Annotated in this window: 17 protein-coding genes; 8 read left to right on the plus strand and 9 right to left on the minus strand. The window is 70.2% G+C overall.

Features of this window, described 5'->3' with window-relative positions; translation table 11 throughout:
• Positions 1 to 48: 48 nt before the first annotated feature.
• On the minus strand, positions 49 to 750 hold the full coding sequence (locus ACFV6H_RS09960) for a FadR/GntR family transcriptional regulator (protein ID WP_093589213.1): 702 nt from the start codon (positions 748 to 750) through the stop codon (positions 49 to 51).
• Positions 751 to 898: 148 nt separating this feature from the next.
• Here ACFV6H_RS09960 and ACFV6H_RS09965 point away from each other — a divergent pair, with 148 nt between their 5' ends.
• Complete coding sequence (locus ACFV6H_RS09965) at positions 899 to 1,411, plus strand: gluconokinase (RefSeq protein WP_385540253.1); 513 nt, start codon at positions 899 to 901, stop codon at positions 1,409 to 1,411.
• Positions 1,412 to 1,422: 11 nt separating this feature from the next.
• Positions 1,423 to 2,820 carry a GntP family permease gene (locus tag ACFV6H_RS09970; protein WP_385540255.1) on the plus strand — a complete coding sequence of 466 codons (1,398 nt, stop codon included), beginning with the start codon at positions 1,423 to 1,425 and terminating at the stop codon, positions 2,818 to 2,820.
• A gap of 36 nt (positions 2,821 to 2,856) precedes the next feature.
• On the opposite strand, the gene ACFV6H_RS09975 is transcribed toward ACFV6H_RS09970, so the two are convergent.
• The 5 genes from ACFV6H_RS09975 to ACFV6H_RS09995 all read right to left on the minus strand — a co-directional run bounded on the left by ACFV6H_RS09975 (position 2,857) and on the right by ACFV6H_RS09995 (position 8,816).
• Positions 2,857 to 3,507 (minus strand): cytochrome b/b6 domain-containing protein, encoded by a 651-nt coding sequence (locus ACFV6H_RS09975; protein WP_385540257.1) that lies wholly within the window; start codon positions 3,505 to 3,507, stop codon positions 2,857 to 2,859.
• On the minus strand, positions 3,449 to 4,114 hold the full coding sequence (locus ACFV6H_RS09980; RefSeq protein WP_384976882.1) for a molybdopterin-dependent oxidoreductase: 666 nt from the start codon (positions 4,112 to 4,114) through the stop codon (positions 3,449 to 3,451). Before ACFV6H_RS09980 ends, ACFV6H_RS09975 begins: the two co-directional genes overlap by 59 nt.
• A gap of 172 nt (positions 4,115 to 4,286) precedes the next feature.
• On the minus strand, positions 4,287 to 5,822 hold the full coding sequence (locus ACFV6H_RS09985) for an APC family permease (protein ID WP_384777708.1): 1,536 nt from the start codon (positions 5,820 to 5,822) through the stop codon (positions 4,287 to 4,289).
• Between the two features lie 36 nt (positions 5,823 to 5,858).
• Positions 5,859 to 6,818 (minus strand): hypothetical protein, encoded by a 960-nt coding sequence (locus tag ACFV6H_RS09990; protein ID WP_385540259.1) that lies wholly within the window; start codon positions 6,816 to 6,818, stop codon positions 5,859 to 5,861.
• 342 nt (positions 6,819 to 7,160) lie between these two features.
• Entirely contained in the window at positions 7,161 to 8,816 is a 1,656-nt protein-coding gene (locus tag ACFV6H_RS09995; protein ID WP_385540261.1) for an FAD-binding dehydrogenase, read from the minus strand.
• Between the two features lie 111 nt (positions 8,817 to 8,927).
• Between ACFV6H_RS09995 and ACFV6H_RS10000 the strand changes: the two genes are divergently transcribed.
• The 6 genes from ACFV6H_RS10000 (at position 8,928) to ACFV6H_RS10025 (ending at position 13,270) form a co-directional block, all read left to right on the plus strand.
• Positions 8,928 to 9,458 (plus strand): NUDIX domain-containing protein, encoded by a 531-nt coding sequence (locus ACFV6H_RS10000; protein WP_385540263.1) that lies wholly within the window; start codon positions 8,928 to 8,930, stop codon positions 9,456 to 9,458.
• Between the two features lie 10 nt (positions 9,459 to 9,468).
• Positions 9,469 to 9,861 carry a YidH family protein gene (locus ACFV6H_RS10005; RefSeq protein WP_384777720.1) on the plus strand — a complete coding sequence of 131 codons (393 nt, stop codon included), beginning with the start codon at positions 9,469 to 9,471 and terminating at the stop codon, positions 9,859 to 9,861.
• Between the two features lie 62 nt (positions 9,862 to 9,923).
• On the plus strand, positions 9,924 to 10,229 hold the full coding sequence (locus tag ACFV6H_RS10010; protein ID WP_385540266.1) for a DUF202 domain-containing protein: 306 nt from the start codon (positions 9,924 to 9,926) through the stop codon (positions 10,227 to 10,229).
• 175 nt (positions 10,230 to 10,404) lie between these two features.
• Positions 10,405 to 11,427, plus strand: a complete 1,023-nt coding sequence (locus ACFV6H_RS10015; protein ID WP_385540268.1) for a phosphotransferase family protein — start codon at positions 10,405 to 10,407, stop codon at positions 11,425 to 11,427.
• A gap of 9 nt (positions 11,428 to 11,436) precedes the next feature.
• Complete coding sequence (locus ACFV6H_RS10020) at positions 11,437 to 12,651, plus strand: acyl-CoA dehydrogenase family protein (RefSeq protein WP_385540270.1); 1,215 nt, start codon at positions 11,437 to 11,439, stop codon at positions 12,649 to 12,651.
• Positions 12,652 to 12,895: 244 nt separating this feature from the next.
• Positions 12,896 to 13,270: a peptidase inhibitor family I36 protein gene (locus tag ACFV6H_RS10025; RefSeq protein ID WP_384777732.1), complete on the plus strand. Its 375-nt coding sequence runs from the start codon at positions 12,896 to 12,898 to the stop codon at positions 13,268 to 13,270.
• A 110-nt stretch (positions 13,271 to 13,380) separates the two neighbouring features.
• Here the strand turns inward: ACFV6H_RS10025 and ACFV6H_RS10030 are convergent, their stop codons facing one another.
• The 3 genes from ACFV6H_RS10030 to ACFV6H_RS10040 all read right to left on the minus strand — a co-directional run bounded on the left by ACFV6H_RS10030 (position 13,381) and on the right by ACFV6H_RS10040 (position 15,359).
• Positions 13,381 to 13,974: a TetR/AcrR family transcriptional regulator gene (locus ACFV6H_RS10030; protein ID WP_384777735.1), complete on the minus strand. Its 594-nt coding sequence runs from the start codon at positions 13,972 to 13,974 to the stop codon at positions 13,381 to 13,383.
• Between the two features lie 143 nt (positions 13,975 to 14,117).
• The gene (locus ACFV6H_RS10035; RefSeq protein WP_385540272.1) at positions 14,118 to 14,891 is read right to left on the minus strand and encodes an SDR family NAD(P)-dependent oxidoreductase; all 774 of its coding nucleotides are present in this window, start codon (positions 14,889 to 14,891) and stop codon (positions 14,118 to 14,120) included.
• 246 nt (positions 14,892 to 15,137) lie between these two features.
• Positions 15,138 to 15,359, minus strand: coding sequence for a hypothetical protein (locus ACFV6H_RS10040; RefSeq protein ID WP_385540274.1), 222 nt, complete (start codon positions 15,357 to 15,359; stop codon positions 15,138 to 15,140).
• Positions 15,360 to 15,437: the final 78 nt, after the last annotated feature.

The following is a 15,437-nucleotide window of genomic DNA, read 5'->3' on the forward strand; positions in this document are numbered from 1 at the left end:
GCACCACTATCCCGCGCCCAGGCGGCTGCCGGTGGACATCGGCGCCCGTCAGGGCGCCAGGACGTCCAGTTCCTGGAGGGCGCCGACGGCGATCTCCCTGGTGAGTTCCTCGGCGCGGGCCGCGTCGCCCTCGCGTACGGCCTCGGCGACTCCCACATGGAGCGTCACGGCCGCCGGATCCGGATCGTCGAACATCACCTGGTGATGCGTACGGCCGGTGAGGATCTCGGCGACCACATCACCGAGCCGCGCGAACATCTCGTTGCCCGACGCGTTCAGTACCACCCGGTGGAAGGCGATGTCATGGACGAGATACTCCTCCAGCCGGCGCCCTCGCGAGGTGGCGACCATCCCGAGCGCCTGCTCGGTGAGCGCGGCGCACTGTTCGGGCGTGGCGTGGCGGGCGGCGAGTCCGGCCGCGACCGGCTCGACCGCGGAGCGCAGCACTGTCAGTGAACGGAGCTGGCGCGGCCGGTCCGTACCGGCGAGGCGCCAGCGGATGACCCGCGGATCGTAGACGTTCCACTCCTCGGTGGGACGTACGGTCACGCCCACCCGGCGCCTGGACTCCACCAGATGCATCGATTCGAGGACGCGGACCACCTCGCGGACGACCGTGCGCGAGACATCGAAGCGCTGGGCGACCTCGTCCGTGCGGACCACGCTGCCCGCCGGGTACTCGCCCGCCGTGATGGCGAGGCCGAGAGCGTCGAGCACACGGGTATGCAGGCCCCGGCCTTCTGTGGTCATGGACCAAGCCTACGGGCCGGAGTCGGCAGGTAAAAAGTACGACGTTTACATCACAGACTCTTGAATACGTCGTACCTAATACGTTTCAGTAGCGCGACGGACCGATGTCCGCGACCGACCGATGTCGAAGAAGACAGCGAGGCAAGCGATGAGCACCCCCCACGTCGTCGTGGTGATGGGCGTGTCAGGAACCGGCAAGACCACGGTCGGGCCCCTGATCGCCGACGCACTGGGCGTCCCGTACGCCGAGGGCGACGACTTCCACCCGCCGGCGAACATCGCCAAGATGTCCGCCGGCGTTCCGCTGGACGACGCGGACCGGTGGCCGTGGCTCGACGCGATCGGGAGCTGGGCGCACGAACGGGCCGGGCTCGGCGGTGTGGTGAGCAGCTCCGCGCTCAAGCGCGCCTACCGCGACCGGCTGCGCGCCGCCGCGCCCGGCGCCGTCTTTCTGCATCTCACCGGCGACCGGGCGCTCATCGGGCGGCGGCTGGCGGAACGCAAGGGCCACTTCATGCCTCCCGCGCTCCTGGACTCGCAGTTCGCGGCCCTGGAGAACCTGGAGGCCGATGAGGCGGGCGTCGCCGTCGATGTGTCAGGTACCCCACAGGAAATCACCGAACGGGCCGTCGCCGCGCTGCGCCGGCTCGACAAGAACTGAAGGAATCCCCCGTGACCAGTCTCAGCGTCGAGACGCTGGCGGCGGATGCCGTCGAGCCGATCACCTCGGCGGGCAACGCCCAGTTGGGCATAGCGGTACTCGCCGGTATCGCCGTCATCGTCCTCCTCATCACCGTCGCCAAGCTCCATGCCTTTCTGGCCCTGACCATCGGCACGCTGGCGCTCGGCGCCTTCGCGGGTGCTCCGCTGGACAAGGCCATAGCCAGCTTCACCACCGGCCTCGGCTCGACCGTCGCGGGTGTGGGCGTGCTGATCGCGCTCGGTGCGATCCTCGGCAAGCTCCTCGCGGACTCCGGCGGCGCGGACCAGATCGTGGACACGATCCTCGCGAAGGCGGGCGGGCGCGCGATGCCCTGGGCGATGGTCCTCATCGCCTCGGTGATCGGGCTGCCGCTCTTCTTCGAGGTCGGCATCGTGCTGCTGATCCCGGTGGTGCTGCTGGTCGCCAAGCGCGGCAACTACTCGCTGATGCGGATCGGCGTTCCGGCGCTGGCCGGGCTCTCCGTGATGCACGGGCTGATCCCGCCGCACCCCGGGCCGCTGGTCGCGATCGACGCGATCGGTGCCAATCTGGGCCTCACACTGGCGCTGGGCGTGGTCGTCGCCATTCCGACCGTGATCATCGCCGGACCGCTCTTCTCCCGGTACGCGGCGCGCTGGGTGGACATCCCGGCTCCGGACAAGATGGTGCCGCAGCGCGCCTCCGAGGAGCTGGAGAGGCGGCCGAGCTTCGCCGCGACCGTCTCGACCGTGCTGCTGCCCGTGGTGCTGATGCTGGGCAAGGCGCTCGTGGACATCGTCGTGGACGATCCGGAGCACACCGTCCAGCGGGTCGCGGACGTGGTCGGTTCGCCGCTGATCGCGCTGCTCGCGGCCGTCATCGTCGGTCTCTTCACGCTGGGCCGCGCGGCCGGATTCACCAAGGACCGGCTCGCCTCGACGGTCGAGAAGTCGCTCGGCCCGATCGCGGGCGTGCTGTTGATCGTCGGCGCGGGCGGCGGCTTCAAGCAGACGCTGATCGACTCCGGAGTGGGCCGGATGGTCCTGGACATCTCCGAGGACTGGTCGATCCCGGCGCTGCTGCTGGCCTGGCTGATCGCGGTGGCGATCCGGCTGGCGACCGGCTCGGCGACCGTCGCGACCATCTCGGCGGCCGGTCTGGTGGCGCCGCTCGCAGCGGACATGTCCAGCACGCACACCGCGCTGCTGGTGCTGGCGATCGGTGCGGGCTCGCTCTTCTTCAGCCATGTGAACGACGCGGGATTCTGGCTGGTGAAGGAGTACTTCGGGATGAACGTCGGCCAGACGCTCAAGACCTGGTCGGTGATGGAGACGATCATCTCCGTGGTCGGTCTGGGCTGTGTGCTGCTGCTCTCGCTGGTGTTGTAGCCGCGTTCCGTGGTGACCAGGGATGGGCGGGCCGGATCACTCCTCCTTCCACCGGGAGTGCTCCCGCTCCGCCCACGCCCGGCCCACCGATCCGGTGCGCATACCGCGCCGGGCCACGGGATCTCCGTACGCCATCCCGATATGCCCGACGAGCACGATGCCGATGGCCAGGGCCAGCCAGTCATGGAGGAAGGTGGCGCTCGTACGCCAGACGACCGGCGCGAGACCGGTGAACCACATGAGCAGGCCCGTGCCGAGCATCACCAGCACGGCGCCCGCGATCCAGCTCGCGTAGAGCTTCTGACCCGCGTTGAACTTCCCGGCCGGCCGGGAGGCGGGACGCGGATCGCGCCGCAGTGCGGCACGCAGCCACTCCTTGTCGTACGGCAGGAAGCGGTTGAGCCGGCGCAGATCGGCGCGGAAGGCACGGGAGCCGAGACCGAGGAGCACGGGCACCGGCAGCAGCAGTCCCGACCACTCGTGGACGGTGACGACGAGATACCGGCGGCCGACGAGTTCGGCGAGCTGCGGTACGTACAGACAGCCCGCGGTCACGACGCACACCAGCATCAGCGCACCGGTCGTACGGTGCACCCAGCGCTCGGCCGGGCTGAAGCGCCGTATCCGCTCAGACGGTCGGGCTGTCGTCGCGGCCGTTGGACCTGCCGACCCAGGCGTCGACGTCATAGCCGCGCTCCTCCCAGTAGCCGGGCTGCACCTCGGAGGTGACGGAGATCCCGGAGAGCCATTTCGCCGACTTGTAGAAGTACATCGGCGCCACATAGAGCCTGACCGGGCCGCCGTGCGCGTGCCCGATCTCCTCGTCCCGCATCTTCAGCGCCACCAGCACATCGGCGCGCCGGGCCTGCTCCAGCGTCAGGCTCTCGCTGTACGCGCCGTCGAAGCAGGTGAAACGGACCGCTCCGGCGCCCGGACGCACCCCCGCCGCGTCGAGCAGGTCCGAGAGCCGTACGCCCTCGAACGGCGTGTGCGGGACGCGCCAGCCGGTCACGCACTGCACATCGCGGACCATCCTGGTCTGCGGCAGCTTGCGCAGCGCGTCGAGGGTGTACGTGGTGGGCCGGTCGACCAGTCCGTCGACCGTCAGCCGGTAGGTGTCCGCGTCCTTGCGCGGCACGGAGGCGGTGACGGAGTAGTAACGGAAGCCGCCGCCGTTGGGCAGCAGTCCGGTCAGACCGGTGGGATCCTTGTCGGCGGCCGAGCCGAGGAAGGCTTCGAGGCCGCGCTGGAGGTAGGGCGCCGCGACGAGTCCGGCCGCGCCCAGGCCGAGCATGGAGAGCACCAGACGGCGGCCCACGGGCGCGCCTTCGGGCTCACCTCCGGACTCGTTCTGTTGAGAGTTCACTCATCGAGGAGAACACCCGCGGCCCCCGGAAGCCAGGGGCCGCGGACATCCGTCAGTAATTCGTCAGATCATCGAGACCGGACACTCGACACCGGATCGGTCAGACCCCGGCCGTCTCCGACTTCGCGGCCTTCTCCAGCTGGAAGGCCTCGTTGCCGAGCCCGATACGGGCGTGCACCTCGGGCTTGGCGGAGCGCAGAACCAGTCCGTACACCACTCCGCCGAGCAGCGCGAGAAGGATGATTCCCGGCAGCACCCAGCTCAGCGAGGAGCCGGGGCCCGCGCCGACCAGGACGTCGAAGTCCTTCACCGTGTACACGGCGATCGTCACCAGCGCGAGGCCCGCCAGGGCCGAGGCGACCAGGCGCGGCGCCTGCGGACGGCCGGCACCGCGCCGTACGAAGAAGACGATGACGGCGAAGGAGGCCGCGGCCATCAGCACGATGACACCGAGCGCGCCGACATTGCCCATCCAGGTGAACAGCCGCAGCACCGGCGCGGTCGGATCGCCGACGGGCTTGTCGTCGGTGAGTGCGAAGGCGAGCACCACGACGATCGAGAACACGGACTGGAGCGCGGAGCCGGAGGCGGGCGCACCGCTGTTCTTGTTGGTACGGCCGAAGGCGGCGGGCAGCAGCCCTTCACGGCCCATCGCGAAGGCGTAGCGGGCGACGACATTGTGGAAGCTGAGCAGCGCCGCGAACATACCGGTCACATAGAGCACATGCAGGACATCGGTGAAGGTGGCGCCGAGCCGGGCCTCGGTGAGTCCGAAGATCAGCCCGGGTCCCTCCTTCGCGGAGAGGGCGACGATCTCGCCGGGCCCGGCGGCCACGGAGAGCGCCCAGGCGCTCAGCGCCAGGAAGAGCGCGGAGAGACCGACGGCCAGGAACATCACGCGCGAGACGACGACATGCGGACGGCTGGTCTCCTCGGCGTAGACGGGAGCCTGTTCGAAGCCGACGAAGGCGGCGATGCAGAAGCAGAGCGCGGTGCCGATGCCCGCGCCGGTCAGCGCGTCCGGGTTGAACGCCGCCAGGGACAGGCCTTCCTTGCCCGGATCCGCGACCGCGGCGACATCGAAGATCACGACCAGGGCGATCTCGATGAACAGCAGCACACCGAGGACCTTCGCGTTGAGGTCGATCTTCAGCCAGCCGAGCAGACCGACGAGCGCGACGGCGACGAGCGCCGGTATCCACCAGACCACGCTCATGTCCAGATAGGTGGCGAAGAGCCCGGAGATCTCGAAGCCGAAGATGCCGTAGATGCCGACCTGCATGGCGTTGTAGGCGACCAGGGCCACGAGCGAGGCACCCGCACCGGCGGTCGGGCCGAGACCGCGGGCGATATACGCGTAGAAGGCGCCCGCGTTGTGCACATGCCGGCTCATCTCCGCGTATCCGATGCTGAACAGCACCAGGACGATCCCGAGGACGACATACAGCAAGGGCTGGCCGACGACGCCCATCACGCCGTAGACGGCGGACATGACACCGGCAACCGTCAGCAGTGGCGCGCTCGCGGCGAGCACGGAGAGCAGCAGCCCCAGTGTGCCCAGCCGGTCGGCGCGCAGGGCCCGTTCCTGCCCTTTGAAGGTATTGATCTCGCTCGTGCTCGAACTGCCCGTCGGCATGACAGGGGTGTCCTTTCGGGAAGGGTGGTGCGCTGGTCAGGCGGCGCCGAACGCGGCGTCACGCGCGGCGGTGAAGGCTTTACGGGGATCCCGGTCCGGATAGGACCAGGGCGCCGGTGTGATGTGCGGGCCGATGCGCTGGAAGAGCGCCGCCGCCTCGGCGGTACGGCCGTCGTGGAACTGGGCGTGGGCGAGGAAGTTGAGATCGACGCGGTTACGCGGATGCTCCTCGCTCTCCCACTCCAGCCACCAGTCGAAGGCGACCTTCAGCACCTGCCGGGCGCGGCGCCCGGTCCAGTGGCCGGATTCGGCAGGATCGGCGGGCTCATGCCCGGCCGCCGCGAGGACGCGGTAGCGCTCGGCGTGGGCGACCACCGGGAGGACCGCCAACGGCGAGTCGGCGGGCGCCTGTTCGGCGGCCCAGGAGGCGAAGTCGTACACCTCGTGCAAGGGATCCTGGCCCGCGTCGGGGTGCCGTTCCGCGAGCCGCGCCGCCATCAGATGGTGCGCGTGATGGTGTTCCGGATGGCGGCTCCTGACCTCGTCGAAGAGCCGCGCGGTCTCTTCCTCGGTGCCGAGCGTACGGGCCAGGAGCAGCAGTCCGAGCCAGGGAGTGGGATCGGCCGGCGACCTCCGGACCGCCTCACGGCAGGCCTCCCGGGCCTTCTCCTCGCGCTCCTTGCCGCGCAGTGCGGCGACGGCGGTGGCACAGGCGAGCAGGGTCGCCGCGTCGGAGCTGTCGGGTTCCGCGAGCAGCCAGTCGCGGGTCCAGGCGACGGCGCCGGCGGCCTGGGCGAGTACGACGGCCCGGTGTCCGCGCCGGTCCCAGTCGTCACCGGTGGCGGCGAGGAGGGTGCGGGCCTCGGACCAACGGCCCTGGGCCAGTTGGTCTCTTACCGCGCCGAGTTCGGCGTCGTCGAGGGCCGGATCGAAGAACTGGTCGGAGCGTGAGCCACGTCTTCGCAAGCGGCCCAGGGGCGGCGGAGGCGGGGACATCCGCGTGATCCTCCAGGGCACATGAACGAGCGATGATCGCGGACAGCCAACCCGTAGGCAAGGCTTCACGTCAAGGGCCGTCTTGGTGCAAAGCGACGCCAACTGTTCCGCGTTCCGGCACGGTTGATCCGCTTCTCGTACAGAAGCCCAGCTCACATGGGTTTCATCCACCGTGGCCCATACGGCGATGCCTCTCGCACGGCGTGACGGAGTTGCCGAAGTCACGTTGCGGAACGGTCCGATGGCGGCGTGTCAGCCACTCCGACGGCGTGTCGGCCGATCTGGCGCGGCGCGTCGGCCGGTCGGCGGCTCGGTCGGCGCGTCGGCCTTTCGGGCAGCCGGTCAGCCGATCGCCTGCGCCGCCGCGCGGCCCGCCGCACGGCCGGAGAAGAGACAGCCGCCGAGGAAGGTGCCCTCCAGCGAGCGGTAGCCATGGATCCCGCCGCCGCCGAACCCGGCCACCTCGCCCGCCGCGTAGACACCGGGCAGCGGCTCGCCCGCCTCGGTCAGCACACGCGAGGACAGATCCGTCTCCAGACCGCCGAGCGACTTGCGCGTGAGGATGTTCAGCCGTACGGCGATCAGCGGTCCCGCCGCCGGATCGAGGATGCGGTGCGGAGCCGCCGTACGGATCAGCTTGTCGCCCAGGTAGCTACGGGCTCCGCGGACCGCCGTGATCTGGAGGTCCTTGGTGAAGGGATTGGCGATCTCCCGGTCGCGCGCGGTGATTTCACGGCGCAGCCGGTCCTCGTCGATCAGCGGCTTCCCGGTGAGCGCGTTCATCCCGCGTACGAGCGCGCCCAGATCCCGCTCCACGACGAAGTCGACGCCCTTGTCCATGAACGCCTTCACCGGTCCCGGCACATCGGCGCGCGCACGGCCGATCACGCCACGGACCGACTTGCCCGTCAGATCCGGGTTCTGCTCGGAGCCCGAGAGCGCGAACTCCTTGCCGATGATGCGCCGGTCGAGGACGAACCAGGTGTGCTCATGGCCGGAGCGCATGATGTGCTCCAGCGTGCCGAGCGTGTCGAAACCGGGAAAGAGCGGTACGGGCAGCCGCCGCCCGGTCGCGTCCAGCCAGAGCGAGGACGGTCCCGGCAGGATACGGATGCCGTGCCGGGCCCAGACCGGATTCCAGTTCTCGATGCCCTCGGTGTAGTGCCACATCCGGTCCCGGTTGATGTGGTGTCCGCCCGCCGCCTCCGTGATGCCGAGCATCAGCCCGTCGACATGCGCGGGCACTCCGGAGAGCATCTTGCGCGGCGGAGTGCCGAGCCGCTCCGGCCAGTGGGCGCGGACCAGATCGTGGTTGCCGCCGATACCGCCGGAGGTGACGATCACGGCCTGCGCCCGCAGTTCGAAGGAGCCGGTGACCGTACGGCTGCTCGCGGTGCCGCGTGCGGCGTCGCTCGGCTCCAGGATCTCGCCGGTGACGGTGTCCACGGCGCCGGCCGTGGCGCCGAGGCCGGTGACACGGTGCCGGAACCGGAAGGTCACCAGCCCTCGGGCGGCGCCCTCGCGCACCCGCCGCTCGAACGGCGCGACCACTGCGGGCCCGGTGCCCCAGGTGATGTGGAAGCGCGGTACGGAGTTGCCGTGCCCGAGCGCGTCGTATCCGCCGCGCTCGGCCCAGCCCACCACCGGGAAGAACCGCACGCCCTGCGCATGCAGCCAGGCCCGCTTCTCGCCCGCCGCGAAGTCGACGTACGCCTCGGCCCAGGCGCGCGGCCAGCGGTCCTCGGGACGGTCGAAGCCGGCCGTGCCGAGCCAGTCCTGGAGGGCGAGTTCACGGCTGTCCTTGATCCGGAACCGGCGCTGCTCGGGCGAGTCCACGAAGAACAGCCCGCCGAAGGACCAGTACGCCTGGCCGCCGAGCGACTGCTCGGGCTCCTGGTCGAGAAGGATGACGGACCGGCCCGCGGCGGCCAGTTCGGCGGTGGCGACCAGGCCCGCGAGGCCCGCCCCGATCACGATCACATCAGCGTCGTACGCCATGGTTTCCGTCCTTCGCGAGCAGATGGCGGGCCGCCGGCCGGACAGGCGGCCGGGCAGGTGGTCCGATCCTCCGTACGCGTGAGTAACACGTCAACTGGTTGGATGGGGTTCATGAGCCCTGCTGACGAGATCCTGGACGTCGTCGACGAGAACGACCGTGTGGTCGGACGGGCGCCACGCGGTGAGATCTACGCCAAGGGCCTGCGCCACCGCTGTGTCTTCGTACTGGTACGGGACGCCGAGGACCGGGTGTTCGTCCATCGCCGGACCGCCGGCAAGCTCGTCTTCCCTTCTCTCTACGACATGTTCGTGGGCGGTGTCGTGGGCGCGGGCGAGAGCTATGACGAGGCGGCGCTGCGGGAGGCCGAGGAGGAGCTCGGCGTGTCTGGCCTCGACCGTCCCGTACCGCTGTTCCCGTTCCGCTACGACGCGCCGGACGGATCCGTCCGGGAGAGCGCGTATGTGTACTGGGTGCGCTGTGCGCTGCCGGTCGATCCGCAGGTGGAGGAGGTCGACTGGCACGATTTCCTGACGGAGGCCGAGCTGGAGCGGCGGCTCGGCGAGTGGGAGTGGGTGCCGGACGGCCTCGCGGCGTACGAGCGGCTCCGGGCCTCCCGTGCGCCTCACGCGCCGCCCGCGTAGGGTGCGGCACGTGACCGGCTTTGTACGGAGCCTGCGGCTGTGGTTCGCGCCCGGGCGCATCGGCGACGAGGGCGAGACACCCGACTACCGGTTCTCGCTGGCCAATGAGCGCACCTTCCTGGCCTGGATCCGTACGGCGCTCGCGCTGGTGGGCGGCGGATTCGCGGTCGACCAGTTTCTGCCGGACCTGCGCTGGGGCGTACGGGTCGGGCTCGCGGTGGCGCTGCTCGCGGCCGGAGCCCTGTGCGCGCTGCGCGCCGTCAACCACTGGGTGCGGTGCGAGCTGGCGATGCGGCGCGGCGAGGATCTGCCGGTGTCCGGTTTTCCCACGCTGCTGAGTCTGGCGGTGGGACTGGTGGCGGTGGTGATGCTGATCATCGTGCTGCTGGGCCGGGCGGGCTGATGCCGACGGGCGCTCCCGGGCCTCCGGAGCCAGTGCCTCCGGGCCAGGTGCCTCCGTCTCCGGTGCCCGACCGGGATCCCGGACTCCAGCCGGAGCGCACCCGGCTGGCCTGGCGGCGTACGACACTCACCTGCACCGTCGTGGCGGTGCTGGCGGCCCGCCAGGCGATCCACGGCGGTGGTACGGCCGCCACGCCGGCCGCCGTCGCGGCCGTCGCCCTGGTCTGGCTGGGCTTTCTGGCCGTGGCCCATCGCCGGGTGCGGGCCCTGGACTCCGTACGGCCGCGGGCGCTCCCGGTGAGCGGCGCCGTCGCCACGGCGGTCTGCACCGTACTGCTGGCGGTGTGCGCGGTGGCGGTCATGAGGTGAGCCTGTGAGCCTCCGGGCCGCCCGGCACCGAGGCTTCAGCACTGGGCTTCGGCACCGCGCTTCGGCATCGGGCTTCGGCACTGGACGGCATACCGACCGGTCGGCATCATGGTCGCAAGACCGTACAGCCGGTACGGCCCTGCCCTCCCTCGACCGCCCACGGAGGTACCGCACCATGAGCCCAGCTCCCCTGCCAGGACTCGATCCCGAGAAGCTGCGCGGCCGGCTCGATCTCGTCCGGCCCGGACTGGTGGGCGGGCCGCTGGAGGCACGGCTGATCGAGGGCGGCCGGTCGAATCTGACGTACACCGTCACCGACGGCTCCGGGCGCTGGGTGGTCCGCAGGCCTCCGCTGGGCCATGTGCTGGCCACCGCCCATGACATGGCGCGCGAGTTCCGGGTGATCAGCGCGCTCCATCCGACGGCCGTGCCGGTACCGGAACCGCTGCTGCTCTGCGAGGACGAGTCCGTCCTCGGCGCGCCCTTCTATGTCATGGAGCATCTGGAGGGCACGGCGTACCGTACGGCCGAACAGCTCGCGCCGCTCGGTCCCGAGCGCACCCGCGCCGCCGTCCTCGCGCTGGTCGACACGCTGGTCGAGCTGCACGCCGTCGATCCCGAGGCGGTCGGTCTCGGTGACTTCGGCCGGCCCGAGGGCTTCCTGGACCGTCAGCTCCGCCGCTGGGGCAAACAGCTCGCCGCCTCCCGCGACCGCGAGCTGGCCGGTATCGACGAACTGCACGCCGCTCTCGGCCGCGCGCTGCCCGGCTCGCCCTCCCCCACCGTCGTCCATGGCGACTACCGGCTCGACAACGTCCTGATGGACAAGGACGACCGGATCACCGGAGTGCTCGACTGGGAGATGTCCACGCTGGGCGATCCGCTCACCGATCTGGGCCTGCTGGTGATGTACAGCAAGCCCCTGGAGGTGGCGGACTCGCCGGTCAGTACGACGGCGGGAGCGGCCGGCCATCCCTCGCCCGGCGAACTGGTCGAGCGGTACGCGGCGCGCTCGGGCCGTGACACCTCCGCCATCGCCTGGTACACGGCGTTCGCCTGGTTCAAGCTCGCCGTGATCCTGGAGGGCATCCACTACCGCTACACCCTCGGCCGGACCGTGGGACCCGGCTTCGACCGGATCGGCGATCTCGTCCCCGTCTTCATCGAGCACGGTCTCACCACACTCCAGGAAGGCTGAGTCCCACCCATGGATTTCGCATTCGACGCCCGTACCGAAGAGCTGCGCGCCAGGCTGCTCGCCTTCATGGACGCGTATGTCCTGCCGGCCGAGCAGGTGGCACAGGAGCAGCGCGCGCGGCTGGCCGATCCCTGGGACACGCCGCCGGTGGTGGAGGAGCTGAAGGCCGAGGCGCGCCGGCAAGGGCTGTGGAATCTGTTCCTGCCCGACAAGGAGTACGGCGCCGGGCTGACCAATCTCCAGTACGCGCCGCTCGCCGAGATCACCGGGCGCTCACCGCAGTTGGCGCCCACGGCGCTGAACTGCGCGGCGCCCGACACCGGCAATATGGAGGTGCTCGCGCAGTTCGGCACCGGGGAGCAGCGGAAGCGCTGGCTGGAGCCGCTGCTCGCGGGCGAGATCCGCTCGGCGTTCGCGATGACCGAGCCGGAGGTCGCCTCGTCGGACGCGACGAACATCCGGACCAGGATCGAGCGTGACGGCGGTGACTATGTCATCAACGGCCGCAAGTGGTACATCTCCGGTGCGATGAACCCGGAGTGCGCCATCTTCATCGTGATGGGCAAGACCGATCCGGACGGCGAGGACATCCGCCGCCAGCAGTCGATGGTCCTGGTGCCGCGCACCGCTCCCGGGCTCGAAGTGCGCCGCGCGATGCGGGTGTACGGCTACGAGGACCACTTCCACGGCGGCCATGCCGAGGTCGTCTTCGACAACGTACGGGTGCCCGCGACGAATCTGGTGGGCGAGGAGGGCGGCGGTTTCGCGATCGCGCAGGCCCGGCTCGGGCCCGGCCGTATCCATCACTGCATGCGGCTGATCGGCATGGCCGAGCGCGCGATCGAGCTGATGTGTCTGCGGGCCGTGTCCCGTACGGCGTTCGGCGGGCCGCTCGCCCGGCAGGGCGTCGTACAGAACTGGATCGCGGACGCCCGGGTGACGGTCGAGCAGCTCCGGCTGCTGGTGCTGAAGACGGCCTGGCTGATGGACACGGTCGGCAACCGTGGCGCGCACACGGAGATCCAGGCCATCAAGATCGCCACGCCGCGCGCGGTGGTGGACATCATCGACTCGGCGGTCCAGTTGTACGGCGCCGGCGGAGTCAGCCAGGATTTCCCGCTGGCCGAACTGTGGGCGGCGGCGCGGACCTTGCGGCTGGCGGACGGTCCCGACGAGGTGCATCAGCGGTCGCTGGCGCGGCGGGAGCTGAAGAAGTACCTCTGAGGCTCGGGCGGCCGGAAGCATGGTGGCGGTGGAGGCGCCGCGAGGGTTGCGCGTGGGTCGCCGGGGACGTCGCGAGGGTCGCGCGGTGGTCGTCAGGAGCGCCGTGCGGCATCAATTCGCCACTTATTTCAGCCTTTACGGTGGTAATCGCCTCATGGGTCTCAACTCGGGCCTCTTCCCTGGCTAGCGTCGGCAGCGCTCTACCGACCGCAAGCCGTGCACCGGAGCCACAGGGGGAACCACCATGCGTCACCGTTCGATCGCCGCTCTCGCCGTGTCCGCCGCCTTCGCGGCGGTCGTCGCCGCCGCGCCCGCCGCCTCGGCCGAGCCGAATCCGCCCGGCTGTCCCAAGCAGTACTTCTGCGCCTACTCCGGCGAGGGACAGAGCGGCAGCCTGCTGCTGAAGACCGCGGGCAACTGGTCGGGCAGTGTGGCCGGCGTCCGCTCCGTCTTCAACAACGGAGTCCGCTTCGCCGGCGGCGACCATGTCCAGCTCTCCTGGCGGTTCAACGGCCGCGACTGGGGCCAGTGCTTCCACTACAACCCGGGGCCCGGCGAGTACAAGGCCGACTTCGTCGGTGTCACGGTCACCAAGGTGGTCTGGCGCGGTGAGTGCTGAGCCACCGCCATGGAGAGCCACTGAGAGCTCCTGAGAACTCCTGAGAGGATCCGGCGGCAGCCGAGGGACCTCTCAGGGCCCGTCCGTAGGGCCTGTACGGCGCACAGGCCCTACGGACGAAGCGCCCGCAGCAGCAGGTCCGCGAGATGGTCGGCGACCTGCTGCGGAGTGAGGCTGCCGTCCGGCCGGTACCAGGTGGAGAGATGGTGGACCGAGCCGAAGTGGTAGTCCACCACCAGATCGGCCGGAGTGGCGGTGGAGAAGACACCGCTGCGCTGGCCCTCCTCGATCAGCGCGCGGAACCGCTCATGGTAGCGCCGCCGCTCGGCCCGTACCTGCTTGTTCTTCTCCGGGCTGAGATGGTGCATCGAGCGGAAAAAGATAGAGGCGTCGTCCAGATTGTCGATCGTCGTCACCACGACATCGGCGGCGGCGGCCCGCAGCCGGCGCTCCACCGGCTCGTCCGCGTCGGCGAAGGCGTCCAGACGCTCCTGCTGAAGGCGCAGAACACGGGCGTAGACCTCCTGGAGGAGATCCTCCTTGGAGCCGAAGTAGTGGTAGAGGGCGCCCTTGGTGACGCCCGCCGCCTCGACAATCTCCTGCACCGAGGTGCGGTCGTAGCCGTGCTCGGCGAAGAGCCGGGTGGCGGCGGCCAGCAGCCGTTGAGGGACGGGCACTCCGCCCCCGTCCGTCGTCCTGGCCATCTGCCGCCACCTGCTTTCCGTTCCGTACCGCGCGCACTGTCCGTCCGCGCGCTGTCCGTCCGAGGGAACGCGGTCCCTGTCCGAGGATCTTCCCACCTCCGGTCACGGACGGCTCCGGCGGGAAGGCCGGAACCGTCAGACCGTCAGCGGCTCTGTCCCTCGGTCGCCTCCCATTTCTGCTGGACACGGTTCATCGTGGCCAGCCAGCGGTCGGGATCGCCCGCGCGCGCCTGGTAGTAGTCGGCCACCTCCGGATGCGGCAGAACGAGGAAACGGTCCTCCGCCATGGCGGTGAACAGGGCGTCGACCACCTCCTCCGGCTCGATGGCGGTGGCGGCGAGCACCAGTTCGCCCGCGCTGCCGGACGCGGTGAGCATGTCCGTACGGACGCCCTGCGGACAGACGGCGTGCACCTTGAGCCCGCGGTGGCGGTAGGTCAGCGAGAGCCACTCCGCGTAGGCCAGCGCGCCGTGCTTGGTGACGCTGTACGGAGCCGCGCCGATCATGGTGAGCAGTCCGGCGGCGGAGACGGTGGAGACGAACCGGCCGCTGCCGCGCTCCAGCCAGTCGGGCAGCAGCGCCCTGACGGTCCGTACATGCGCCATGACATTGACGTCCCAGGCGGTCGACCAGACCTCCTCGCCGACGAGCCCGTCGCCCGGCGAGCCGACTCCGGCGTTGGCGCAGTAGATGTCGACGGTGCCGCCGAGCGCCTCACGGGCCTCGGCCACGATCAGCGAGGCGTCACCGGGAACAGCACGGGCGCCGATCTCCGCGGCGACGGCCTCGGCCTTCTCCGCGTCGAGATCGTTGACCACCACCCGGGCGCCCTCGGCGGCGAATCTGCGGGCGAGCGCGGCGCCGATACCACCGCCGGCTCCTGTGACCACAACTCCCGCGCCCTGCACCGTACTCATCGGGTCCTGCCTCTCCGGGCTTCCGGTTCCGCGCCGGCCGCTCCGCCGACACCAGCAGACTAACCAGTCGGTATGTACGGAGGGAAGGGAGCAGGACACGGGCGGGGCTCAGCCGTACAGGGTGCAGAGTGGAAGCAGAGAGGAAGAGGGAGGCTGCACATTCAAGGTGCCTCGGTTGCCCTCCATACGCTCGATGGTGATCTCGAAGCTCGGGGTGAGGTCAGAGTGCCATCAGGCGCTTTCGATTCAGGCGACAGTGCCCGCGGTTCTTTGCGCGGCCTCGGCGGTGTCGCTCGCGCGAGCTGCTGCTTCCCATGCGGCTACGGCGGCGACGATGCTCAGGAACGCGGCTACGACGGCGGCGCGCCCGGCGGTGAGCCAGTCCTGCCAGATGGTGAGGGCGAGGGCTATGGCGACGATGAGGGCGGATACGAGGATCAGGGCGTGCCGCTTCTTGGTCGGTGACATCCCAGGACCGTATCCGAGCCCGAGCGTCCGGGTTCTGCGGCAGGGGAGCGCTCAACTCCGAACCGGAGAAGGGCCCTA

Source organism: Streptomyces sp. NPDC059743 (assembly GCF_042732975.1).
In the GTDB taxonomy this organism is placed as follows: domain Bacteria; phylum Actinomycetota; class Actinomycetes; order Streptomycetales; family Streptomycetaceae; genus Streptomyces.